Origin of the sequence: Paenibacillus sp. DP01 (assembly GCF_044784315.1) — a bacterium.
GTDB lineage: Bacteria > Bacillota > Bacilli > Paenibacillales > Paenibacillaceae > Paenibacillus > Paenibacillus polymyxa.
Window position 1 is genome coordinate 3,255,873 of sequence record NZ_CP173059.1, and the last position, 25,297, is coordinate 3,281,169.

Genomic DNA, 25,297 nt, shown 5'->3' on the forward strand with positions numbered 1-25,297 from the left:
AGAATGCAATAGTGCTCGGCATTTTAATTTACAAAAAACGCGATTTTTTGATCTTTTTTTTACAAAAATCTGAACTGTGCTTCCACCAGCCCCCGATATATTCCATGTTTTTTCATCAATTGTTCATGATTACCACTTTCTTGGATCTCCCCATGGTCCAGTACAACGATATGATCAGCATTCCGGATGGTGGACAAACGGTGAGCGACCATAAAAGAAGTTCTGCCTTTCAATAGAACCTGAAGGGCCTCCTGAATTTTCAACTCCGTTTCTGTATCAATGCTGGCTGTGGCCTCATCCAGAATAAGAATTCGCGGATTAGCCAGTAAGGCACGGGCAAAGGATAAGAGCTGGCGCTGACCCATGGACAGCATCCCCCCACGCTCCTCTACCTCTGTTTCATAGCCATCTGGCAAATGAACAATAAATTCATGAGCATTGACCGCCTTCGCAGCCGCTTCAATCTCCTCATCCGTTGCATCCAAACGGCCAAATCGGATATTATCACGTATCGTTCCCGAAAAAATAAATGTATCCTGAAGCACGATGCTAATCTGGCTGCGTAAGCTCTCCACTGTGACATCTCGCACATCATAACCGTCAATAGTAAGTCGCCCTGACGTAATGTCATAAAAACGGCTGAGCAAATTAATAATTGTACTTTTACCTGATCCAGTATGACCTACAAGCGCTATAGATTGACCTGCCTTGACAGAAAGATTAATACCTTTAAGCGCCTGACGTCCCTTTTCATATTCAAAAATGACTTTATCAAATTGAATATCACCCCGAATAGGCGGCAAGGCTTTTGCTCCTGGTTTGTTTGCAATATTCGGCTGTTCATCCATGAATTCAAAAATTCTTTCTGACGAAGCCATCGCAACCAGTAGCTGATTATACATTTGACCTAGCCGATTAATCGGCTCCCAAAAGTTCCCTACATAGTTGGCAAATGCAACCAGCAAACCCACCGTCAGCTGATCTGTCTGAATTAAATGCGCTCCAAACCAGAACAGCACAAGCGTACCTAATCCTCCGGTAATATCAATAAGTGGGCCAAAGACCTGATTCATGGCAGAAGCCTTATCCCACGATTTTTTACTGGAGCTGTTCATATCGTCGAAATAAGCCATGTTTTCCTGCTCCTGCGTATACGCTTGTGTCACACGAATTCCCTGAATAGATTCATTCAAATGAGAATTGATACGCGAGTTCTTCATGCGTACTTCTTGCCAGGCGCGACGGATGCGTACTCGCAGCTTGGTCGAAATCAAAAACATGATCGGAACAGTCACAATCACTGCCAAACCGAGCTTCCAGTTAATAAGCAGCAAAATGACAATAATTCCGAAAAGCTGTACGCAGTCAATCAGGACGTTCACTGCACCATTCGTAAATAAATCCTGTAGCGAGTTAATGTCATTCGTTACACGTACTAATACAGAACCCGCTGGTCTTTTATCAAAAAAGTTGAAGGAAAGCTTCTGAATATGCTTGAACAAATCTTCACGCAAATCGTAAATAACCCGCTGACCAATAATATTGGTGAATTTAATACGGTACGTGCTGGCTGCCCATTGGATTAAATATAACAAGAGCACGGCACCCGTGATGAGCAACAATAACTTTACGCTAGGTAGTGCAGGCGATGCAGGAGCAATGGCCTTGTCAATAGCCAGACTGATCAAATATGGAACCGTCAGCTTAGTAATCGTGCCTAGAATCATCATGACCAGAAGAATCGGCAGAATCTGACGGGCATAAGGTTTCATGTATGCTAGCAAACGTTTGAATTCCGCCCAGTTAAACGGTTTATCAATAATCTCATCATCTTGATAGACAAAGCGCTCATTGGTCGGCTTCTTTAACGGTTTGGCTTTTTCTACTGGAATATTCATGGTCTCACCTGTCCTTCGGATACACCGCCTGGAGCCTCCGCTATGTAATCGGCGTATTGAATATGATACACATCTTGGTATGGACCTGGAGTAGCAATGAGCTGTTCATGTGTTCCACGTTGGACGATTCGTCCTTCCTCAAGCACCACAATTTCATTGGCATGACGAAGCGAGGAGATTCGGTGAGCTATAATAAACGTTGTGCGTCCACGCATAACCTCTTGAAAACCGGACTGAATTTCATGCTCCGTCTCCATGTCGACCGCACTGGTAGCATCATCCAGAACCAGAATTTTTGGATTTTTGAGTAGTGCACGCGCAATGGCGATCCGTTGTTTTTGCCCTCCAGACAGTCCCAATCCACGTTCACCAACGACAGTATCGTAGCCCAGCGGTAATTCAGTGATGAATTCATGCGCCTGAGCCAGCTTGGAAACGCGTATGATGTCATCCATACTGACATGACTTAATCCATATGCAATATTGTTGCGTATGGAGGACGAGAACAGAAACGTCTCCTGAAACACGGAAGAAATTTGAGCACGTAAATCACGAATTTTCAAATGACGTATATCCGTCCCATCCAGCTTGATGCTGCCTGCATTCACATTATAGGCTCGCATGAGTAGTTGAATTATGGTCGACTTCCCGGACCCTGTTCCTCCTAAAATCCCAATGACCGATCCCGGTGGCGCATCCAGATTGATGTCAACAACAGCAGGTAGCTTATTTCCGTAAGCAAAGGTAACATGTTCAAACGTCACATGTCCCTTCACCTGATCGGCGTTGAGTGTAAGTGCATTAGCTTCATCAGTTACATCTACAGACTGGTTTAGCAACTCCAAAACCCTTTCACCGGAAGCTTTGGACTGCGTATAGTTATTGATATGAAAGCCAATGCTCCAGATGGGACCGATAATATACCAAATTAAGCTAAAGAAGGCGACGAGTTGCCCCAAGGTCATTGACTTCTGTATAACCAGATATCCACCCATCCCCAGGAGAAGAACCACACTGACCGAGGCAATCAGTTCCATCGCGGGGAAAAATCGACTCCATAAGGAAGCAGCCTGAATCTGGTTGCTCTTGTACTGCTCATTACGTACGGAGAATTTTTCAACTTCATAGGATTCGCGAGCAAAAGATTTAACGGTTCGCACACCTGTAATATTTTCTTGTACCGCTGTTGTCAGGGCGCTGAGAGCAATTCGCATTTCCTGAAAGGTGGGATGAATCCGTGATTCAAATTTGAATGTGACGAAGAGTAGCAATGGCATGCTGATCATCGTAAAGAGGGTGAGCTGCCAATTAATATACAGCATCATGATAGAGCCGAATACGACCATCAGTAGCACATTGAGGAGTTGCGCAAAGCCAAACCCGATAAAGTTGCGGATCGCCTCCAAATCACCAGTCAGACGGGACATAAGATCCCCCGTTTTTGCAGTGTCATAATATCTGAAGGATAGAAATTGCAGCTTTTCGTAACAGGCATTGCGAAGTCGATACGCCAAGTAGTTACCTAGCCGTCCACCAAAAAAACCATGTAAAAATTGCATAAACCCTTTGATGATCACGACTCCCAGTACAGTCAGAGCCAGAACCGGAACTTTCTCGAAGTCGCCGGGAATGATAGCGTTATCAATGAGCCGTTGGAGCAGGTTCGGATACACCAGTCCCAAGGCCGTCGCTATCGCAAGGCATAGAATGGAAAGAAATAGATAATGTCTCCTCTCTCGAAAAAAAACTTGCAGTTGCCTGAGCACTTCCATGTCAAGTCCCTCCATTAGTTGCACGACGTTGTTATATGGCTTAGTGAAGTTTACCATCCGGGTTCCAAGGCGGCAAAGAGGATAATGGGCCGTTTTCAGGCAGGTTCCCAATTGGTAGGTGATTAGACAAATTAAATCGCTTTCTTATCATTGAATATGGCTATTTCCTCAGTTTTCCTTTCTTTTTGAAGTATGCTCAAAACACCGGATTGTCCCGCAACCCGGTGTCCTGACCTTAAAGCAATCGTGAACATATTTATATGGACTCTAAATTCGCGAGCTGACCAGCAAGCTCTTCCCAAACTTGTGGCTCCTCACCGCCCTTAAGTGCATGCTCCATGCCACGAGTAGTCTCCTGCATTTCCTCTCGTAGCTGTGCTTTCTGCCACGTTTGTTCCTCTTGCATCATAGCAACGTAAAAAGAAGACAATCGTTCTCGCTGCTGATCCACAGCTTCCCCGATTAGCTGGCGTAATATGGGCTCCAGTCTAGTTTGTAAATTCGCACGCCCCGTCCCTTCAAAAAATAGCTTTGGATTTTTAAAGCTATTCCAATAATCCTTCCACTGAATGGACTCCTGCAAGGAAATATCCATCAGTTCGGGAACAGCCCATTCTCTGAATTCAGGAACTGTACAATCTAATCCATTCAACTGATGGTTCATGTGATCTACGCACTGTTGGATAGCCTTACGCACTAAAGCTTGCCCGGTTTTTTCCAGTCTGAGTGTGGTTGCTAGCAATTCCTGAGACAGCTCCAGTTCGATCAATCGCATCAGTTCACGACCACAAGATGCAAAAGCCGAACGAAGATCACCTACTCCTTCACGCAGAACAGATGGATGAAACGCTTCTGCCATAAATTCACCCGTTCGGTAGGCTAACCTTTGACGTACATGATACAGCAGTTCATCGGTTTCGTCCGACAACACAGATCCACCATTGCTACCAGTCGAACCAAGGAGCACCTCCTCCAGCTCCCTACGGATTCGATTTAATTGCTCTATTCGGATCTCTCGCTCTTCAGCGCTGTACCGAGCATCAGCAGCATGTTGTTCTATTCGGTTCCGCAGCCGTCCCAGCTCCTGCATAGCAGCTGCAATGGACAAACCTGCCAGCTCTTCGGCTGCAAATGCCGAAAAATCATCTTCAAACGCATCAAACCGTGAAACTGAACGCAGCGAAACCTCTCCCCGCTCGGCTGCTTCCAACGCCAGCATGCTGGAAAGCGGATAAATACGCGGCTTGCGGATTCCGTTCGCTTGAAGTTGTTCCTGTACATGCTGAGTCACAGAATGTAATTCTTCTTCAGAAGAAGCCAAATCAGATGCGTTGACAATAAAAAATGTCTGATCCAGCGCCAATGTCTCTTTGACTCGGCCCAATTGATTCAAGAACTGTCGGTCCCCTTGTGTAAACGCATGATTATAATATGTCACAAATACAAGGGCGTCTGCATGCTTCATATAATTGAAAGTTACGCCCGTGTGCCGCGCATTCACAGAATCGGCACCTGGCGTATCTACTAGCACGATGCCCTGACGAGTCAAAGCGCAATCATAATAAAGGTCGATATGCTCGACGAAGCATGACTTGCGCTCGGATGCAACAAAATCTCGATATTGCTCTAGATTCACCTCAAGCTCTTTTCCCAGCAAGCTTTCAGCTTCTTCCCATCCAGCTGCTGCAGCCTTCAAAAAACTGTAATGAGGCCTTCCCGCAGGATGAATGCCTTCCGGTGATAACGCATTTACGGCTTCTTGCCAGCCCACGGACGCTGGCTCTCCCAATCCTAATAACCGAAAAGAGTATTTAAGATCTTCCCGTAATGCGTCCACTGATTTCATGTAGACGTCAGCCGTGGCATGGCGCTCATGACTTGTAGGCGCCATAATGCGGTTAATCGCCGCTGTCGTCGGATGCGGCGATACGGGCAACACCGCTTCGCCTAACAAAGCGTTGGCAAAGCTGGACTTCCCGGCGCTGAACGCTCCGAATAGCGCCAATGTAAAGCGCCCGCCCTCCAGTGCAGCGGCACGCGCATGTAAATCCCGAACAGCCGCTTGCATGGCAGGGTACGGGCTTATTAATGCAGCGGCGGCCTTCAATCGTGTCGCTGCTGCATCCAGTCGCGTACGGCGGCCCCCGGCGGCAGACCGCGCTGTAGTCGTGCTTGCTTGTGACCGCACCGATCCGTTGCGCGAGCCAGCAATGTCTGGACGCACGGCACCTGTTGATGCCGTATCTGTCGGGGCAGCAGCGGCGGTCTCAGCCGCAGGAGCAGGCGTGCCCACTCGGGGCAACCCGCCAGGCGCGGAAGCCTGCGGCAGCAAGCTACGCAGCAGGTCGGCGTGCGAAGCTGAGGCTTGCACGCGAGTGCTGTAGCGGCCCGCCGCGTCCGCCTGCGCCAGCAACGCTGTGCGCGCATCCGCGAGAGCCTCACGGTGGGAGTTGACTCGAACCGCAAGCTGGGCCAGCAGGCGATCTACCAGCGCCAACGCCTTACGGCGGCAATCAGCGGTCACAGCAGCGCGTAGGTCCTTGCAATAGTTCAACGTGTACTCAGGAGACAAAGCATTTTCCTTTACTGTCTGCTCTACCAGTTGCCGATCCATTACAGGGCGGATGTCATCCAGCTCCTGCTCCATCGCAGCGGTCCACAAACCTTGACCTTCTCCCCATGACCTCAGTAACTCACGCACATGTGGCAACAGCTGTCCCTCCACCTGATCAGCCAGCATCTCTGCCAGCCGATCCAAACGGCGCTCCTTTTCTCGCTCTGTCTTGCCTCCGGCAAACCATAACCCTGTTTTAAAGCCCGGCTTACGGCTCTCTAAATATTCGCCAGCCGCTTCACGTAGCTCCGCAGGCGTGAGGTGAGCGTGTTCTAATAGATGATCCAGCTCTTGACGCAGCCGTTTATGCTCCTGTTCTGGAAGCATCCTCCAGTGTTCATCTTCTTGCTGCAAGGTTTTCTGCTCTATGTCCAGGCGCAAAATGGCTTCTTCTCCACCTGCTTCTTTGAGCAGTACGTTCAGTTCCTCTTCTTCAGCAGCCTGCACTGTCTCCACATGCTGATCTACCAAATGGTGCATAGAGGACACTAAACTATAAGCCAAAAGCTCAGCTTTGCGCTCCAGCAGTTTCGGAATTAAGCACGTCAACTGTTCCCACTGGTTCCAGGGGTGATTTTGCTCCTTCAAGGAAGTAAACAGGATGTCCGTGTAATGTACCTGCCAGGCATGAAAGCTGCTTTCCACCTCATTACGATAACGTGAAAATGATAGCTCCCGCTCTCGGTGCTTATCGATTTGATTGATGATCAAATATAACGGCTTGCCCCAATCCGACAAACTTTTGGCAAAGGACAAATTATTTTCAGATTGGACATGATTGTAGTCCATCACATAAAAAACAATATCAGCCCAATGTAAAGCTGAATGCGTCGCCATCGCGTGTCCGTGGTCTGTGGAATCTACGCCGGGGGTATCCAGCAGCACTCCTCCGCCAGATAATATCGGGATATCCTCCCATACTTCAACGGATTCATAGGCCCCACCATTTTTACAATACTCAGCAAGTTCAGATAGGGAAGCTTCCACGATTTCCGGCTCCGGGTTTTCTGCCGATCGGGCTGGATGAATAAGCGCTCTCGAACGTCCATGACGGATGGACACTACATTAGCACTCGTAGGTACCGGTCCAGATGGCAGCACGGTTTTACCGCACAGGCTGTTAATCAAGCTCGATTTACCTGCTGAAAAGTGTCCGCAAAAGGCAATGGTCAGCTCTTGTGCATGCGCTTTTTCCAGCAAATCCCCTACTGCCTTCGCTCCCGTTTCATCCCCCGCTTTACGCAAGGTATCCTGTATTTGTTCTATCGTACTCAACCACTTTTCCGCATCTCCTGTAATCGTTTGCATCATAAGCTACGGTTTCACTCCTTGTCTTATCTGCACCAAATAGCTATATTGTAGCATTCCTAAGCCACTGTGAGAATCATCACATTAAAAAAACTAAAAAAGCGCTCCCTGCCTGTACCTGGCTTTCGGGAACGCTGTTCTTGTAAATGGAAACCATAAGTTTATTATCCAAAACAGATCATTACAGTAATGCTTCAATATATTCTTCCATATCCAGAGGGTCAGTCGTTGCTTCAAATCGTTTGATCACTTTCCCGTTCCGATCAATCAGGAATTTCGTGAAATTCCATTTGATCGAATCTCCTGGTAAGTACTCAGGATGACGCTCATGAATTAAAGGAATAAGTATTTTGGCAACCGAATGCGTTTCATCAAAGCCCTCAAAGGGCAACGACGAAGCAAGATATGTAAACAACGGGTGAGCCTGCTCATCACGTACATTCACCTTTTGAAACATAGGGAACGCGACACCATAATTCAGAGTACAAAATGTTTGCACACTTTCATTGGAATCCGGCTCTTGATCGGCAAATTGATTGCATGGAAAACCGAGAATCACCAAGCCTCTATCCTTAAATTGATCATATAGACGCTGCAAATCCTGATATTGAAATGTAAATCCGCACTGGCTGGCCGTATTTACAATCAACACTACTTTATCTTTATAATCACTAAGGACAATCTCCTTGCCGTTCATCGCAATGGCTGAATAATCATAAATGCTCATTTAAGAAACTCCTCTGAAAATGTAATTGAAGATTTCATATTTAAACATGTGAAATCGTCCATATCCAGCGTTTTATGACGTTCTTCAAGGTTTGTGTTAATATGCGTCTACAGGCTGGTTAGACCAGCCGAGCCGCCTACACTGGAACATGCAACGCATGTCGTCCGCAAATTGCACTTAATTAGCTGCAGTCTCAAGCACTGGCAGCAAAATTTCAAATACTTGACCATGCTGTAAAATCGTAATCCCACGGGATTTATCCTTCATTACAACCACTTCTGGCTTTTGTGACATACGCTCCAAGTAATGCTCGGGTACATCACCAGAATGACTAACTGTGATTCCCTCTAGCTCGCGCTCTTCGTTTTCAGCAAACTCTGTTGTTACAATTTGCTCAAAAATATCGGAGAACGCCTCAAAATTGTCTGTATATACCGAAATGCACTTCATTACTCTTCATCCTTTTCTACACATAAATGGTTAAACCCTCTATTACCTTTATAGGTCATTCGGGTCTTTAAGCTCTACGTTTCTTATCTTTTCTGATAAGAGACGTTTTCATACGTTTCTTGCCTTCCCTGCACACATCAAGCAATGGACATACCTGACATTGAGGGTTTTGAGCTTTGCAATGGTAGCGTCCGAAAAAAATGAGTCGGTGATGGGTCACAGACCATTCATCCCTAGGTACCCTTTTCATCAGCTTTTTTTCCACCTCAAGCACTGAATCATCCCACCCTGCAAAGCCGAGCCGTTTGGAAACGCGCTCTACATGCGTATCTACCGCAATAGCTGGTACATCAAAGGCAGTAGATACTACAACATTAGCCGTCTTGCGGCCAACACCAGGTAGCTTGACCAGCTGATCATGCTCCGAAGGTATCTCTCCCCCGTACTGGTCTATTAAAATCCGGCAGAGGTTATGAATATGCTTGGCCTTGTTTCGGTACAAGCCGATTCTACGAATATCCTGCTCCAGTTCCTCAAGAGGAACTGCCAAATAATCCTCAGGTGACTTGTATTTTTGAAACAGGTCTGCCGTTACTTTATTGACCATCTGATCGGAGCATTGAGCAGACAATAACACGGCAATCGTTAATTCAAAAGCATTGTCATGGTTCAGCTCACAATGGGCATCCGGAAACATCGTACCGATGGTGTCCAATATATGACGTGCGGTTGCTGCATTCACGGAAATCCTACCTCCTAGCAAAAAAAACGTCTTGATACGGGATAGCCCGCATCAAGACGGTCACTCTAAATAATCATCCGGAAAGAAACGAATACTATTTGTGCATGACTGCCTGCATAGGCGAGAAATACACTCCTATATTATCATTATCTGTCACAGATTGCACGTGAAAAGTGTGTAAATTCCCAAGAAATTTTCATACAGTCTGATCGATTAGCGGCTCATAGGATGCTCCAAATCTACATGTCCCATTAAGGACTCTAGAGATTGACCATCTACGAGCAAATCCAGCGTTTTGACTTCCTTGAATTGGAACATCGTTTGCTTCAAGGCATCGATAGCCAATTCCTCACCGCCAGCTCCCAATCGAGCCTCATCCGGCAGGGAAATATCAAAGGTCAATGCACCGTTATCCAATTTGATCTTATGCACGGTAATTTTCTCGGACCACAATGGAACCAGAGCAGAATCACCGCTCTTTTGTAGAGCTTCAAACGCTTTTTGGAATTTTTCCAGCTCGCTTGGATAGGTAATTTCCTTTTTCTGTTCTTTTAAGCCGTTCTCTTGTGTATCCGTGTAGTACACCGTGATCTGCTGTGTTTGACGATCTCCTGACTTTTCCGTGTCTGTCTTGGTCTTTGTAGGCTCCGTCGACGGAGATGCAGGTGTTTGACTCGCTCCATTATTTTCAGCAGACTGAGCTGATGGATCAGGGGTCGTCTGTTCGGGTGTACTATTTTGTGCAGCTGAAGTTTGTGTTTCCTGAGATGGAGTCGCAGGAGCCGATGTTTGCTTAGAGGCACACCCTGCACCTGCAATGGCAAACAGTGCCAGCAGACCTGCAATTACGATTTTTTTGTTCATATGTCTGTCCCCCTCCTTACTTGACGTTGGCAAGCGATTTGTTGAAGATTTATTTTACGTCGAGATACTCTGTGATTCCATCTGCAATCCCTTGAGCCACCCGGTTTTGAAAATCTTCATCAAACAGTGTTGCTTCCTCTTTTGCATTACTCAGATATCCTACTTCAAGCAAAACAGCTGGCATCGTCGTTTCCCGAATTACATGGAAATTCCCATAACGAATGCCTCGGTCTGTCAGACCCGTCGCAGGAGCAAAGTACTTATGCATAACGTTGGCGAACGCTTTGCTTGCACTACGCTGGTAATACGTCTCTGTGCCGTTGGAAGCTGAGCTACCGCTACTGTTAGCATGAATGGACACAAACACGTTGGCTTTAAGATTTTCAGCCACTTTTACGCGCTGTTTAAGCTCCAAAAATGTATCATCGCTACGTGTTAACACAACCTCAAGTTTGGGGTTTTGTTTTAATATGCTTTCTACTTTCAGGGCCATCGCCAGGTTGAAGGTCTTTTCATAATTTTTTCTCGAAATACCAACTGCCCCGGAATCTTTTGCTCCATGTCCAGCATCAATAACAACGACCTTTTTACCATTGCTGTTAACCGGGGATGTCTGTGTGTCATCAGGCTGTGACCCATCCGGTAACGTTGCATCTGGCGTTGTATTCACTGAATCCTTGGAGGCCAGATCGACGATAACACGATTCGATCCATCATTATATGCGGTATAATTCATGGCATGTTTCAAATCAATAACAACGCGCACCGTTGATGGTTCCTTTTGGAATAAAGCATATCGGATACCGGACACATCCGCTTCATTCTCAATGTCCAACGAACCATTTAAGTTGCTATCCAGCTTCTGCTGATCTCCGAAATTGTCTGCAAACGCAGTCGCTGGCAAATCTACCACTACCCGATCGGGGCCTGTCATCGTAAACGCTTTCGGCTTGACGGCACTTGCTGTTGTGATCGTTAAACGGTTTTGGCTGAAACTGACTCCCTGCACCTGTGTCACACCTGAACTGGCATTATTGGTTGGCGCAGTTACACTTCCTGTACCTGTACTGTTATTTCCGGACTTGGGAGGTGTAAATTCCCCGTTTCCAGACCCACTACTGCGGGTATATAATTTTACGGACTTGGAGCTGCTGTCCCATTTTACGTCCAGTCCCATTTGCTCGCCGATAAAACGAAGCGGTACAAGGGCATAATTGGAACGCAGCAGAGGCGAAGCATCCAGACTAATGTCGCTTCCATTGACAGTCGCCGTCTTACTTCCGATTATCATTCGGATCGAGGTACTGTCCTTCTCAATCGTTATGGTTCGCGCCTGCTGCTTCCATGTCACGTCATATCCCAAATTTTCAGAAATTACGCGTAGCGGAACCATCGTACTTCCGCCAATTACTTGTGCCTTAGCACCACTAGGGACACTTAACTGTTGATCGTCGAGATAGATTTGTGTTCCACTCGAAGCCGCATGTCCATAACCCGGAACCGCCCACATGAAGACAAATAATAACAACAAAAAACCAAATTTCTTCATTCGTCACCCTTCCATTCATAATTTTTTTGCCACATGCTCCGGTGCGGCGACCTGATATACGCGCTTATGTAATATCAGACAACCTTATAGACGTTATCTCACACCAAAAGTTGCGAATATATTCCATCATAACAGAAATATACGTGCCAAAGAACTATTTTTGTCGAATTTTGACTAAAAATATGGACCATTCGCTTCCCGTCAAAAGTCACGGTCCGTAAAATAAAAAAGCTACTTTTCACCCTCATGAATTTCCATCAAAAGGTGAAAAAATAGCTTTTATTGCACGCCTTCTTAGTTGAATGTTTCAGTTATTCCTGTGCCTGTTCCAAGGTACTCCTTCAGGCCATCGACAATACCTTCGGCAATCTTCTGCTGTGTTTCTTCTGTGAACATGGCCGCTTCATTAGACGGATTACTAAGGTAGCCACATTCCAACAGTACAGCAGGCATTTGTGATTTTCTTGTCACCACATGGTTTGCCACCTTAATGCCGTTATCCTTAAACTCAGTTGCTGCTACAAGATGCTTATGCATGATCGTGGCCAGGCTTAAACTTTCCTGACGTGCATAATAGGTTTCAGACCCATTAGCTTTTCCGTTATTGGAGGTCGGCATACTGTTACCATGAATGGAAACAAACACGCTGGCCTGTTGATTATTAGCGAGCTGTGGCCGTTCATCCAGTGTAGGATACGTATCTCCATTGCGAGTCAATACAATTTGAATGTCAGGATCATTTTGGGCAAGCTGCTGGACCTTTAACGCTACAGCCAATGTAAATTCCTTCTCATGTCGTCCAGTCACACTGCCTGCTCCAGGGTCCTTACCACCATGTCCTGGATCAATTACGACGATTCGCCGTCCTTCGACATACGTTGGTGCTACTATCTCTGGATTCACACTACGTTCACGCAACTGAAGGGTGATATCGCCTACGCCATTAGTCGAAAGATCGTAATCACGTGTCTGATTCAAAGCAATGACAATACGTGCTCCTCCTTTTGTTCCATCTGCAGGAGCAAATCTGATTTCCTGTACATCCTCACTGTCACTAATTGTCAACGCCCGCGTGCCATCCTTGCGAACCGGGAACAACTGGAGAAGATCTGCCGACAGTGAAGCCTCCGGTAAATCTACAACTATACGGTCAGGTCCCGTCATTTTGGATACTTTAGGAGTTAGATCTTTGTTCAGAGAAATCTTTAGCGTTTCACTCTCAAAAGAAATGTTTTGTACAAGCACCGCATTTGCAGTGGTCTGTTCTACATTTTGCTCCTTGGATGTTGATGGTACGACTTCCGTATGCTTGTCTGCTTCAACTGGATTTATTGTCGTCGCTGTGGCTGTAGACGTTTTATTTGTGCTTTTTGGACTCTGTGTTGACGTTTGCGACGGTTGTTGGGATTGAGACTGTTTATTCGCTTGTTGAGTTGCAGTCTTCTGACTGAGATTTACGGATTTATTTTCATTATTCCAATCCACCTTTAACCCCATTTGCTCCCCAACAAAACGCAATGGAACCATGGTCGAGCTGCCTCGCAGCACAGGTGGTGCATCCAAACTAACTGTTTTTCCGTTCACATCAGCCGATGTACGGCCTACATACATAGACATATCGGTACTGTTTTTTTGTATTGAAATTTTATAGGCTTGAGGTTCCCACTTAAACTGATATCCAAGCTGCTCCCCAACCACCCTGAGCGGTACCATGACTTTACCATTGACCATTTCAGGCTTGGCATCTGCAGGCGCTTCCACCCTTTTGCCATCCAAAAACAATTCTGCTCCAGCCGCATTCACATGAGGGGAGGACGGCCACAACCAAATCAAAATAGCCGCTAGTATCACCCAACCATATTTCTTCATCCTCATTCCCCTAACTTATATATGTATTTTTTGTGCTACTTACAGACATAGTCCTTCAACCATTTTACATTTACAATACCATGATGAGTCGAACCGTCAACCCCTTATTTACCAATTTATTTTCTAAACATGATAAAAGCCCGCAGGCAAAAGAGTTGCCAGTACGGGCTGTTTGTCTATCAAATAAATCAACTATATTTCTTCATAATGAAGCTGGACTGGAGATGAACATTATGCTCCTTGTTTCGCAGCACGTTTTTGCTCATAAGCCAGAATTTCAGACTCATGCTGGAGGGTCAAGCCAATATCATCCAAGCCTTGCAGCAGGAATTGACGGCGATGTTCATCCAGATCAAATTCAATACGCAGACCGTAATCGTCAGTGATCGTTTTTTCATTCAGATCTACGTTTAATTGGTAATTATCATGCTTCGCCGTGCGCTGGAACAATTCCTCTACTTGCTCTTCAGACAGCTTGATCGGCAAAATACCGTTTTTAAAACAGTTATTATAGAAGATATCTGCAAAAGACGGTGCGATTACACAACGGAACCCATAGTCCATGATTGCCCACGGCGCATGCTCACGGGAGGAGCCGCAACCAAAGTTGGCGCGAGAGATCAGAACAGATGCCCCTGCATAACGAGGCTTGTTCGGTTCAAATTCAGGATTAATATTGCCCGCTTCATCAAACCGCCACTCATAGAACAAAAACTGCCCAAAGCCTGTGCGCTCGATTCGTTTCAAAAATTGCTTAGGAATAATAGCATCCGTATCCACGTTCACCCGATCCACAGGCGCTACAATTCCTTTTAAAGTTGTGAAAGCTTCCATCGTTAATTCCTCCTCCGTATCCTAGCGGACAACTTCTTCCTGCTTGAATTTCCAATCCCGTACATCAACAAAATGTCCATGAATCGCCGCAGCGGCTGCCATTGCTGGAGATACAAGGTGAGTACGTCCTCCGCGTCCCTGACGACCTTCAAAGTTGCGATTAGAAGTTGACGCACAACGCTGTCCCGGTTGAAGCACATCTGGATTCATCGCAAGACACATGCTGCAACCCGCTTCGCGCCATTCAAATCCTGCTTCTTGAAAAATGACGTCCAGTCCTTCTTCTTCAGCCTGAATCTTCACACGACCCGAACCTGGTACGACGATTGCCGTGACTTTGTCAGAAACCTTGTAGCCTTTGGCTACCTCGGCCGCAGCGCGCAAATCTTCAATCCGACCGTTGGTACAGGAGCCGATAAACACGTAGTCAATCGCAATATCCGTGATCGGTGTACCTGGCTTCAAATCCATATATTCAAGCGCTTTTTCAGCTGCTTTACGTTCGTTTTCTGTCGGCAATTCTGCCGGAATGGGTACGGTTGAGGAAATATCAGTCCCCATACCCGGACTGGTGCCCCAGGTTACTTGCGGTATCAAAGCATCTACGTCAAACTCCAGCACAACATCAAACTCGGCGCCTTCATCGGTGACAAGTGCTTTCCACTCAGCAACTGCTTGCTCAAAAGCAGCTCCTTGCGGCACATGCTCGCGTCCACGCAAGTAGTTGAAGGTCGTTTCGTCCGGTGCAATCATACCTGCTCTGGCTCCGCCTTCAATGGACATGTTACACACTGTCATGCGCTCTTCCATGCTCAACTCGCGGATGGACTCACCTGTGTACTCAATAACATAGCCTGTAGCGAAATCTGTACCGTATTTGGCGATGACACCCAAAATCATGTCCTTTGCCGTCACACCAGGTTTGCGACGCCCTACGAAACGAACTTCCATCGTTTTTGCTTTTGCTTGCTGGAGACATTGCGTTGCCAATACGTGCTCTACCTCACTAGTTCCGATACCAAAAGCGAGCGCTCCGAACGCCCCGTGTGTGGAGGTATGGCTATCACCACACACAATCGTTTTTCCCGGATGAGTCAGACCCAGTTCAGGCCCCATAACGTGAACGACACCTTGATCCACCGTATCCAGATCATATAGTGTGACACCGAAATCGCGGCAATTTTGAGTTAATGTATCAATCTGCTGCTTGGAAATCGGGTCCGTAATGTTGTAACGATCTTTTGTCGGTACATTATGATCCATTGTGGCAAACGTGAGCTCTGGACGACGCACCTTGCGCCCGCTAAGACGTAGTCCTTCAAACGCCTGCGGCGAAGTTACCTCATGTACGAGGTGAAGATCAATGTACAAAATACTCGGCTTGCCCGCTTCCTGATAGATGACATGGTTATCCCAAATTTTCTCGAACATGGTTTTTTTACTCATCAATATTCACCCCTGTGTTTTTCGAACCTAGTGGAGAGAAGCTGTACGGCTCTCTCTTGGATGTCAACAATATACCACGACGTGTCTGATTGGTCTAAGATATGATATCTATAGAAGTGATAGTCTTGACCTATAAGTGTGCTAGAGAAAATATTGAGGCAGGGAGTGAAGTTGGTAGGATAGAAAAATATATCCCCCTAGTTTTCTAACCAACATTTGCCCCGAGAGCTATGTATCTTGGAAGATTAACACACCAAAGGCCGAGGGTTATTTTTCCTTTCGACCTTTGGTATGACTCTATTTTTATATCATTATAGTTTTCTGTTAAACCTTGAGATTCAGTGTTTCTCCATATCGTACAACGTCAACCTCCGCTGACAGTTTACTTCAAATAGGTTCCCGTTTCTCCAATTCCACCACTGCCATTCAATACATATACCCTTGCATTTCCTTTACCGGAGCAAGTCAAGGTGATTTTGCCATCCGTAACGGTTTTGGAATCACCGGTCACTGCATCCACATAGGTTCCGTTCGGAATCCCGGAAAATGTTGCATTACCTGAAATCGTGACCAACGCAAAACTGTCAATGCCTTTGGCGCTGTCGGTATATCTTCTTTTAAACGCAAGATTGCCCGTTACATTCTCTGTAGAATACTGGCCTTTTTGCAAGGCAGGAACAGCTCTTCTAATTAAATTTAGCTGTCTGATATGTTTCGCCAGAGGATGGTTCAGTGATTCCGCAAGCGTGCCAGTAGCGTTTGTGTATTTGCCATAATCTTGTACCATAACACTGCCTTCTATGTGATCCCCGTAATAAGCCCGTCCCGTTTTGCTTAGCGGTGCGTTTGGACCCGGATCAATGACTGCCCCCTTTTGAAATTCGATTTCGGAGCCATAGAAGATGGCGGGTATTCCGCGGAAGGTGAACATCAGATCGAGATTCTCGGCCCAAGTGTCTTGTGTGCCCGCAAATCTTTGATTTTCCGGAGCCTGATCAGGCGCATAGTCATGCGAGTCGACATAGGTTACATTCCACGTAGCATCATTATAGTATTGGTCGCCACTTCTCATATTAAAGGCTTCATGCGCGGTCTTGAATGCCCAATGCATCGGGAAATCAATCACATCCATGCCCGATTTCCTCGAATAGTCAGGTGTATGATAGGTATTGCCGATTAAGAAAGCATTGTTCGAGGTTGGCTGTCCTGCTGTAGTAGAGTTATCCGCCCACTCTTGTTCAACCGACATTTTATTAGAGGCATAGTCATTTTTCCCATCGCCCGGATACGATTTTGAAGCCTTCCAAGTATAGAATGGTGTTGAGATCGCTGGAATTCCGCTGTTCCAAACATCTCTGTACCGGGTGGCTACTTCTCCAAAAACATAGAAATCCGAGCCTCCTCTTGTCTTCCAGGCAGGAATATAGTATTTATTGAAAATATACCGGCTCACATGCTTCACTGTATCGACACGGAAAGCGTCCACACCCATGTCTATATAGTGATTGTAAGTATCAATTAAATATTTGTTAACTGCAGGGTTTTCTGTATTCAAATCCACGCAATCTCCCGCTATCTGACCAGTCTGAACAGTATAGGATTCCCAGGAAAGACTTTTCTCTGTATGGTAAATGTTATTGTTCGTTTCCGTATTCTTCATTAGAGCGAGCCTTGCCTGATACTGCTGATCGGGTGTCATGGAATCATAGTTTGGCGGCAGCTTATCCGTAGTTTTCACCAAGTTGTTACCGGTATCCGGTTTAGCCGGATCTTTCCTAAACATGGGGTACAGATTCTCTTCACCAAAATTGCCGGTATGATTGACGACGATGTCCTGAATGACCTTCAGCCCTTTGGCATGGGCCGCATTGATCAAATCCTGATAAGAAGCTCCCGCCGATTCATACCTTGGGTCTACTTTGGCAAAATTTATAGCATGGTAACCATGATAATCATAACCGCTGGCATTCTGCACAACAGGTGTAATCCAGATGGCACTAAATCCGAGGGCTTTGATATAATCGAGTTTCTGAATCAGCCCCTTAAAATCTCCTCTCCAAGCAGGGTCTGAATCTGGATTACGCGCCTTGGCATCATCCCATGCGTGCACATTGTTGCTTGGATCACCGTCATAGAACCGGGAAGTAATCACGAAGTAAATAGTGTCTTCCCGAAAATCACCTTTGTCTCCAATATTATAAACAAAGCTCTGTTTGGTTTGATTTCCAGCACCGTCTATAACAAGAAATTTTAATGTCGTGGTCTTGGAGATAAGGATGGATGGTCCGGTCAATCCGGCCAATGCGTTACCGAGGATGTAGACTTTTGAGCTTGTGGTCGGTTCCGTACCATCCTCCGTGTAGTATGCCTTGGTCGTTGCCGCCTTGTTATCTTTCAGGTTGAAGGATACAGTCACAGAGGAACCGGAATGCCCGGCAGGCAAATTCGCTGTGATTGTCGGAGCTTGCAGATCGGCATTCAGGTCAATTGCATAATCGAAAGAGGATGCATTTCCGGTTTGACCGATTGAATTGACGGCGATGGCCTTGATAGTCAAAGAGGAAGCAACCTGAATTGGAGTGGTATACAAGGTCGAGGAGGTCGTAGGTGTCGAACCGTCTACCGTATAATAAATCTTGTCGCTACTGTTAGTGCTGGAAAGCGTTACCGTTTGAGCCGAATCGTATGTTTTCGGCACGGGAGAGATGGAAACCGCCGGAATTTTTGGAGTTTCCGGGTTGGCATCATACCATACATTATCCGTGTAATACCAACCCTCTTTCACACTGCGAGACAAGTCGGCCGTCTGTTTGCCACTACTGTCATTAAAAATGAGACTTGAGCCTGTCGCCTCGGCAATAGTATAGCTATACCAGTCGTTTCCGTCCGACTTCATCAGAATTCCTGGCCACGCCCCACTAATCGGAACGGTTGACGGATTCAAATTCCAGTAATGGATTCGAATTGTTGAATTCCAGTTTGAAGGCTTCTTAAAGTGAACCGTTAATCCGTTTTGAGTTGCTGTAGGTGTTGCTAAAGGTGCATATGTTGCACTAACGGTAGAAGTAGCAGCCGATGCGGTTGGCAATGGAAGAGCATTCACTGTGGAATTCATATAGGTTGCTGTATAATCTGTATTACTGGCCGAAGCACCACTAGGTAAACCGAAGAAGTTCAAGCAAAGCGACAATATAATCAACCAAGAAATAAAACTCCCTGTTTTTTTTCTTAGCAAGTTAACACCCTCCTGATAAAATTTAGTGGGTAAATCGTGCAACCGGTTGCATAAAAACAAAAAAAAAAGAAAGACACTTATTTGGATAAAATGAATCTATTGATCGCCTCCTCCGTGTTATGTAGGGAAAATAATCATTGTACGCGCTTACAAAACTAGCACTTAGAAAAGCCCATTTAAATACGGCTCAATAATACCCAATGATTTTTCCTTTTTTGATTATATCATCCATACTTTTCCTCGGTCAATGTATTTGCTAGTATGTAGATTTCCTCGCTCGCTAAATTCCCAGCACACCTATCTCCAATCTAAACTATGTAAAATTTTGGTTAGGTGTAATGAATTTCACATCTTTCCGGGTCAACCTGTTCTACCATAGAAGAGTGATACGCCGTGCTGGGCAGACCATTTTGGTTGGGACGTCTACTTCCTTTTCTAAATTAGCTACAGAGGCTGTCTGGCATGTGCGGCAAGTACGCCTTTATTTTGATTCGAAGCGGAGTGTCCAGATGTTGAATACCGAATTGGAATACCGTGAGCGCATCAGGAAGCTGGCCGTATGTATTGTCAAGCATTACCGAGGAAAAGGACCGGACAACGTTAAGGTTTCTCTCAACTCACCACTCCGAGTTACAGTAGAGATCCAGGGTACTTTGTCTAATCTGTCCGAAATTCTCGTTCATGAAGGCGCTGTGGAAAAGGTCAGTGATTACTGGAACGTCCTTCGTCCTTATCTGGAAAAGGAGTTTATGAGGGAAGCCGAAAAAACACTTGGCAGTCCCTTCACTTACACTTGGGAGGTCTGCCCCTCCGTCCATGGAGACGGACATATTATCATTACTCTTGAACTACAACACATACCCCGGTTGGATTAGCGGGAAGGAGATTATCTCCTCGCTCGCGGATAAGCCAGTACAGGATGCAGCGTGAAGCGGCATTTTTGTATTGGCTTTTTTTCATGTTACGAGTTTCATCTATTTCATATAAAAAGAGGTGCTGCACTCATGGCAGACAAGGTATTAACAGTATGTCCCTACTGCGGAAGCGGTTGTCAGCTTCATTTGCTAGTGGACAAAGGACAGGTAATTGGCGCAGAGCCGGCTAATGGTCGTACAAATGAAGGAACATTGTGTTTGAAAGGACATTATGGGTGGGATTTTCTGAATGATCCACAGATTCTGACTGCACGCTTGCGCAAGCCCATGATTCGCAAAAATGGAGTCATGGAGGAAGTGGAGTGGAATGAAGCCATTCAGTATACTGCCGAACGACTGTCAGCAATTAAGGAAAAGTATGGTCCTGACTCTATCATGGGGACGGGCTCCGCACGCGGTCCGGGAAATGAAGCCAATTATGTTATGCAAAAATTCATGCGGGCAGTCATTGGCACCAACAATATTGATCATTGCGCTCGTGTATGCCACGGCCCTTCTGTAGCAGGTTTGACTTACTCGCTCGGGGACGGGGCTATGTCCAACTCTATTCCTGAAATTGAACACTCTGATCTCATATTCGTATTTGGATACAACGCGCCCGAAACGCATCCAATCGTCGCAAGACGCATCGTAGCAGCCAAGCAACGAGGTGCCAAAATTATTGTATGTGATCCACGCATGACTGAAACGGGCCGCATTTCAGATATGTGGCTACCTCTAAAAGGCGGCTCGAACATGGCTTTGGTGAACGCTTTTGGTCATGTGCTAGTGCATGAAGGGCTGTACGACAAAAGATATGTGGAAGCAAACACAGAAGGCTTTGCCGAATACGTAGATAGCATTAAAAAATATACGCCCGAATATGCAGAAGGCATCACAGGTGTCAAGGCGGCTGACATTCGGGCGGCTATGAGGGAATATGCCAAGGCTCCTACCGCTACAATTCTGTACGGAATGGGTGTATGTCAATTTTCACAGGCTGTTGATGTGGTAAAAGGGCTTGCTTCCCTTGCCCTACTGACCGGAAATCTGGGCAAGCCAAATGTAGGTATTGGACCTGTACGTGGACAAAACAATGTTCAGGGCTCCTGCGACATGGGTGCATTACCTAATGTGTATCCTGGTTACCAGGATGTCATTGACACCGCAGTTCGCAAAAAGTTTGAAAAAGCATGGGGTGTTGAGCTACCGCGTAAAAAAGGATATTCACTTACAGAAGTACCGCATCTCATTCTGAAAGAGAACAAGCTGAAGGCTTATTATATTTTCGGCGAAGACCCTGTACAGAGTGATCCGAACGCTGCCGAGCTGCGTGAAGCGCTGGAAAAATTGGAATTTGTCGTGGTGCAGGATATTTTCATGAACAAGACGGCACTGCATGCGGATGTCATCCTCCCTTCTACCGCTTGGGGCGAGCATGACGGGGTGTATTCTTCGGCAGACCGTGGCTTTCAGCGCATCCGCAAGGCCGTCGAGCCTCAGGGTGATGTAAAGCCAGACTGGGCTATTATTAGCGAGGTTGCTACCGCTATGGGCTACCCTATGTCCTATGCAAACACAGAGGAAATTTGGGATGAAATGCGAAGCCTAAGTCCCTTATTCGCTGGTGCCAGCTATCAGAAAATGGAGGAACAAGGCGGCGTACAATGGCCATGCCCTACAGAGGATCATCCAGGTACACCGTATTTGTACAAAGGCAATCAATTTTCCACACCTAGTGGTAAAGGCCGATTATTCGCCTGCGAATGGCGACCACCACAAGAACAGCCGGATGCACAATTCCCGCTTGTCTTATCTACAGTACGTGAGGTAGGCCATTACTCCGTACGTACTATGACTGGTAACTGCCGTGCATTGCGCCAGTTGTCTGATGAGCCTGGATTTATTCAGATTAGTCCGGAAGACGGAGCAGATCTAAACATTCTAGATGGCGAAATTGTGGCTATCTCCTCGCGTCGGGGACGCATTATGGCACGGGCACAAATCAGTGACCGTGTGCAGAAAGGTGCGACCTACATGACCTATCACTGGTGGGTCGGAGCATGTAACGAGTTAACCGCCGATTTTCTCGATCCGGTATCCAAAACCCCAGAATTGAAATACTGCGCCATCCGGTTGGAACGGATTGCCGACCAAGCGCAGGCTGAACGTGATGTACATGAATCGTACCAAAAGATTCGCAGACAGATGAACGTCCAGGAAGCCGTTCTAGCTGACAAGGTGACAAGATGAGCGGCGTACGAAACACGCTGAACCGTTCGACGAGCAGAATGGGTTCAGCCAATAGAGCAAGTGCTGTTGCCTCCTCTTTCGTTGTTGCGGATGGCGGGCAATGTATTGGCTGCAAAGCCTGCGAACTGGCGTGCTTTGCCGTTCACGGTCAGGCGAGTGGCATAGGCGCTTCGATCGGAACCGTCAGCGTGCCTGTAGTGCCCAAGGTGTATGTGGTGCGAGCTGGGGATACGTACGTGCCAGTGCAATGCCGGCATTGTGAGAATGCCCCCTGTGCACATGCCTGCCCGGTGCAGGCCATTCGTCAGGAGGACGGCGTAGTCATGATTGATGAGGAACGATGCATCGGCTGCACCTCCTGTGTTTTGGCCTGCCCCTTCGGGGCAATCGAGGTGTCTCCGGTCTATCGAGCCGGGCACGTTATCACGCAGTCCGGCCTGACTCACCGTGCAAATCGAACCGCGCTTCCCCGCACTGCGGCAAGCAAATGCGATTTGTGCGCGGAAACAGAGAACGGACAGCCTGCTTGTGTAGAAGCCTGTCCAAATCATGTGCTACGGCTGGCCAATGGTATATCCGACTCGCCTCCAGAGCCTCGGCGGGAAGTCTTTTTCCCACGCCTGTAAGGTCAAAATCAGCCGCAGAAAGGTAGAAAAACATGTCAACAACAGACAAGATCTCTTCGCCTCCTTGTATGAGGACGTCTGATTCTACAGACCCCGTCATTCATATTGACCCAACGCTCTGCACTGGATGCAGACGCTGTGCGGGTGTTTGTCCGGTAGATGCCATAGAGGGACTGCCTGGAGAACCTCAAACCGTGAACGCAGACCGCTGTGTTATTTGCGGTCAATGTGTGCAAATATGCAGCGTGTACGCCTCAGATTGGGCAAATTCATCCCCACAGGCAGCCGCCATCAGACGACAGGAACGTATACGTGAACGCGATATGCCTGCCGACATCGGCGAACCGCTATTTGCTGCCTATTATAGCTATAACCTGAATAAGGTAGCTGACATGATGAAGAAGCCAGGACAGCTTCGAATCGTGCAGTGCGCCCCAGCCATTCGCGTGTCACTCGCAGAGGAATTTGGTATGCCGTTTGGTACCCTGACGCCCGGCAAAATGGCCGCTGCCCTTCGTCGTCTCGGCTTCGATCGAGTATATGATACGAATTTCGGAGCTGACGTAACTATCATGGAAGAAGGCACTGAGCTGATTCGCCGCGTAACCGAGGGTGGACCGTTACCGATGTTCACATCCTGCTGTCCAGCTTGGGTCCGTTTTGCCGAGATTGAATACCCCGATCTGCTAGACCATCTATCCAGTTGCAAATCGCCAATGCAAATGGTGGGAGCGCTGATCAAGACCTATGGTGCACAGCTGGATGAGGTGGAACCTGCGAATATTTACAGCGTCGCGATCATGCCATGTACCTGTAAACAATTTGAATGCGATCGTCCCGAAATGGAATCCGACGGTTATCGTGATGTGGATGAGGTGCTGACCACGCGTGAGCTGGCATACTGGATCAAGCAGCACGGCATTGATTTTATGAACCTGCCTGATGAAGAATTTGATGCACCGCTAGGACAATATTCAGGAGCAGGTACTATTTTTGGGGTAACTGGGGGAGTTATGGAAGCTGCCATCCGCACAGGCTATGAGCTGCTGACGAATGAGAAGCTACCCAAGCTCCAGCTGGATTTTGTCCGTGGCGAGGAAGGCATTCGAGTAGCAGAGGTACAGGTGGGCGAGCTGCAGCTCAAGGTGGCAGTCGTTGCTGGACTCCAACATGCCTACCAACTCCTGGATCGTGTGCAGGCGGGTGAATGTGATTATCATTTTATTGAGGTCATGGGCTGTCCAGCCGGCTGTATCAGCGGAGGAGGGCAACCCAAGCTCATGTTGGAAAAACAAAAAATCGAGGCTTATCGTGCGCGTAAATCGTCCATCTACGGACATGATGCTGCATCTCAGGTGCGCAAATCGCATGAGAATCCTTTTATCATCAAGCTGTACGATGAATTTCTGGGTGAGCCGCTAGGTCATGTATCGCACCATCTGCTGCACACGACCTTCCAAAAGCGTGGACCCGGCAAGCAGAGCCGTAGCAATGATATGCCCGTCAAAGGGCATAACGATTATTCCATTCATTAGTACGCTCAACACATAAGTATGATCATTAGAAATTATATTTTGCTGTTAGTTAGAGAGGAGTCGAGTTGTATGAATCGCTTTGTTTTAGCTGATCCCGATCAGTGTATCGGCTGTCGCACCTGTGAAATCGCCTGTGTTATCGCACATTCGCCGGAGAACCCTTTTATCTCGCCAGATGACGAGTTTCATTTTCACCCTCGCCTTCAGGTGATCAAATCATTTGGAGTCACTGCACCTGTTCAGTGTCGTCACTGTGAGGATGCTCCATGTGCTAATGCCTGTCCGAACGGCTCCATTACGAACGCAGACGGCTGCATTCTTATTAATAGCGAAAGCTGCATTGGCTGTAAAACCTGTATGATCGCCTGCCCTTACGGTGCGATTACCATGGTGCCTCAATACAGAGACGGGCAGCCGGTCGTGCAAGACGGACTGTACACCAATGTGTCGGGTCGTTTGCAACCTAAAGAACGCATGATTGCCAGCAAATGTGATTTGTGCGAAGGTGTGGACGGCGGACCGGCCTGTATTGGAAAATGTCCAACTCAAGCCCTCAAGCTGGTCGAACCAGATCTGGTTCATGCCCGGGTTGAGGAAAAACGAGCTGCAAGTGCACGTCAGCTGCTGCATATGACACGCATTCCGGCGACGGGTCTATAAC

At 47.0% G+C, this 25,297-nt stretch carries 17 protein-coding genes; 5 read left to right on the top strand and 12 right to left on the bottom strand.

The window, feature by feature from the left end; all coding sequences use genetic code 11:
- Positions 1-59: 59 nt before the first annotated feature.
- From ACH59B_RS14280 to ACH59B_RS14335, 12 genes are all read right to left on the bottom strand, one after another.
- A complete protein-coding gene (locus ACH59B_RS14280) occupies positions 60-1,898 on the bottom strand; it encodes an ABC transporter ATP-binding protein (protein WP_025365088.1) in 1,839 nt (612 codons plus the stop codon).
- Entirely contained in the window at positions 1,895-3,670 is a 1,776-nt protein-coding gene (locus tag ACH59B_RS14285) for an ABC transporter ATP-binding protein (protein WP_019687817.1), read from the bottom strand. Before ACH59B_RS14285 ends, ACH59B_RS14280 begins: the two co-directional genes overlap by 4 nt.
- 256 nt (positions 3,671-3,926) lie before the next feature.
- Complete coding sequence (locus ACH59B_RS14290) at positions 3,927-7,595, bottom strand: dynamin family protein (RefSeq protein WP_404301880.1); 3,669 nt, start codon at positions 7,593-7,595, stop codon at positions 3,927-3,929.
- Between the two features lie 178 nt (positions 7,596-7,773).
- Positions 7,774-8,319, bottom strand: coding sequence for a glutathione peroxidase (locus ACH59B_RS14295; protein WP_019687820.1), 546 nt, complete (start codon positions 8,317-8,319; stop codon positions 7,774-7,776).
- 177 nt (positions 8,320-8,496) lie between these two features.
- Complete coding sequence (locus tag ACH59B_RS14300; RefSeq protein ID WP_013310628.1) at positions 8,497-8,769, bottom strand: hypothetical protein; 273 nt, start codon at positions 8,767-8,769, stop codon at positions 8,497-8,499.
- A gap of 67 nt (positions 8,770-8,836) precedes the next feature.
- Positions 8,837-9,511, bottom strand: a complete 675-nt coding sequence (gene nth, locus ACH59B_RS14305; protein WP_025365090.1) for an endonuclease III — start codon at positions 9,509-9,511, stop codon at positions 8,837-8,839.
- A 213-nt stretch (positions 9,512-9,724) separates the two neighbouring features.
- The gene (locus ACH59B_RS14310; protein WP_025365091.1) at positions 9,725-10,375 is read right to left on the bottom strand and encodes a GerMN domain-containing protein; all 651 of its coding nucleotides are present in this window, start codon (positions 10,373-10,375) and stop codon (positions 9,725-9,727) included.
- A 49-nt stretch (positions 10,376-10,424) separates the two neighbouring features.
- Entirely contained in the window at positions 10,425-11,924 is a 1,500-nt protein-coding gene (locus ACH59B_RS14315) for an N-acetylmuramoyl-L-alanine amidase family protein (protein WP_017427585.1), read from the bottom strand.
- 294 nt (positions 11,925-12,218) lie between these two features.
- Positions 12,219-13,793, bottom strand: coding sequence for an N-acetylmuramoyl-L-alanine amidase (locus ACH59B_RS14320; RefSeq protein WP_404301884.1), 1,575 nt, complete (start codon positions 13,791-13,793; stop codon positions 12,219-12,221).
- 231 nt (positions 13,794-14,024) lie between these two features.
- Complete coding sequence (gene leuD / locus ACH59B_RS14325; protein WP_016822140.1) at positions 14,025-14,627, bottom strand: 3-isopropylmalate dehydratase small subunit; 603 nt, start codon at positions 14,625-14,627, stop codon at positions 14,025-14,027.
- Positions 14,628-14,648: 21 nt separating this feature from the next.
- The gene (gene leuC, locus ACH59B_RS14330; protein ID WP_017427582.1) at positions 14,649-16,073 is read right to left on the bottom strand and encodes a 3-isopropylmalate dehydratase large subunit; all 1,425 of its coding nucleotides are present in this window, start codon (positions 16,071-16,073) and stop codon (positions 14,649-14,651) included.
- 382 nt (positions 16,074-16,455) lie between these two features.
- Positions 16,456-19,308, bottom strand: a complete 2,853-nt coding sequence (locus ACH59B_RS14335; protein WP_404301887.1) for an alpha-amylase family glycosyl hydrolase — start codon at positions 19,306-19,308, stop codon at positions 16,456-16,458.
- A 338-nt stretch (positions 19,309-19,646) separates the two neighbouring features.
- Between ACH59B_RS14335 and ACH59B_RS14340 the strand changes: the two genes are divergently transcribed.
- The 5 genes from ACH59B_RS14340 to ACH59B_RS14360 all read left to right on the top strand — a co-directional run bounded on the left by ACH59B_RS14340 (position 19,647) and on the right by ACH59B_RS14360 (position 25,296).
- Positions 19,647-20,183: a hypothetical protein gene (locus ACH59B_RS14340; protein WP_225164765.1), complete on the top strand. Its 537-nt coding sequence runs from the start codon at positions 19,647-19,649 to the stop codon at positions 20,181-20,183.
- A gap of 129 nt (positions 20,184-20,312) precedes the next feature.
- Complete coding sequence (gene fdhF, locus ACH59B_RS14345) at positions 20,313-22,475, top strand: formate dehydrogenase subunit alpha (protein ID WP_102999096.1); 2,163 nt, start codon at positions 20,313-20,315, stop codon at positions 22,473-22,475.
- Positions 22,472-23,101 (top strand): 4Fe-4S dicluster domain-containing protein, encoded by a 630-nt coding sequence (locus ACH59B_RS14350; RefSeq protein WP_404301890.1) that lies wholly within the window; start codon positions 22,472-22,474, stop codon positions 23,099-23,101. The genes fdhF and ACH59B_RS14350 overlap by 4 nt, the downstream gene beginning before the upstream one ends.
- 32 nt (positions 23,102-23,133) lie before the next feature.
- Complete coding sequence (locus tag ACH59B_RS14355; RefSeq protein ID WP_404301892.1) at positions 23,134-24,636, top strand: [FeFe] hydrogenase, group A; 1,503 nt, start codon at positions 23,134-23,136, stop codon at positions 24,634-24,636.
- A 69-nt stretch (positions 24,637-24,705) separates the two neighbouring features.
- Positions 24,706-25,296 carry a 4Fe-4S dicluster domain-containing protein gene (locus tag ACH59B_RS14360; RefSeq protein WP_016822146.1) on the top strand — a complete coding sequence of 197 codons (591 nt, stop codon included), beginning with the start codon at positions 24,706-24,708 and terminating at the stop codon, positions 25,294-25,296.
- The last annotated feature ends 1 nt before the right edge of the window (position 25,297 follow it).

Excerpts from the sequence above, each read along its gene's own strand:
- ACH59B_RS14360 (WP_016822146.1), top strand. The coding sequence starts at position 24,706 with ATGAATCGCTTTGTTTTAGCTGATCCCGATCAGTGTATCGGCTGTCGC.
- ACH59B_RS14355 (WP_404301892.1), top strand. The coding sequence starts at position 23,134 with ATGTCAACAACAGACAAGATCTCTTCGCCTCCTTGTATGAGGACGTCT.
- ACH59B_RS14290 (WP_404301880.1), bottom strand. The coding sequence starts at position 7,595 with ATGATGCAAACGATTACAGGAGATGCGGAAAAGTGGTTGAGTACGATA.
- ACH59B_RS14295 (WP_019687820.1), bottom strand. The coding sequence starts at position 8,319 with ATGAGCATTTATGATTATTCAGCCATTGCGATGAACGGCAAGGAGATT.
- leuD (WP_016822140.1), bottom strand. The coding sequence starts at position 14,627 with ATGGAAGCTTTCACAACTTTAAAAGGAATTGTAGCGCCTGTGGATCGG.
- ACH59B_RS14320 (WP_404301884.1), bottom strand. The coding sequence starts at position 13,793 with ATGAAGAAATATGGTTGGGTGATACTAGCGGCTATTTTGATTTGGTTG.
- ACH59B_RS14300 (WP_013310628.1), bottom strand. The coding sequence starts at position 8,769 with ATGAAGTGCATTTCGGTATATACAGACAATTTTGAGGCGTTCTCCGAT.
- ACH59B_RS14285 (WP_019687817.1), bottom strand. The coding sequence starts at position 3,670 with ATGGAAGTGCTCAGGCAACTGCAAGTTTTTTTTCGAGAGAGGAGACAT.
- ACH59B_RS14310 (WP_025365091.1), bottom strand. The coding sequence starts at position 10,375 with ATGAACAAAAAAATCGTAATTGCAGGTCTGCTGGCACTGTTTGCCATT.
- ACH59B_RS14280 (WP_025365088.1), bottom strand. The coding sequence starts at position 1,898 with ATGAATATTCCAGTAGAAAAAGCCAAACCGTTAAAGAAGCCGACCAAT.
- leuC (WP_017427582.1), bottom strand. The coding sequence starts at position 16,073 with ATGAGTAAAAAAACCATGTTCGAGAAAATTTGGGATAACCATGTCATC.
- fdhF (WP_102999096.1), top strand. The coding sequence starts at position 20,313 with ATGGCAGACAAGGTATTAACAGTATGTCCCTACTGCGGAAGCGGTTGT.
- ACH59B_RS14340 (WP_225164765.1), top strand. The coding sequence starts at position 19,647 with ATGAATTTCACATCTTTCCGGGTCAACCTGTTCTACCATAGAAGAGTG.
- ACH59B_RS14350 (WP_404301890.1), top strand. The coding sequence starts at position 22,472 with ATGAGCGGCGTACGAAACACGCTGAACCGTTCGACGAGCAGAATGGGT.
- ACH59B_RS14315 (WP_017427585.1), bottom strand. The coding sequence starts at position 11,924 with ATGAAGAAATTTGGTTTTTTGTTGTTATTATTTGTCTTCATGTGGGCG.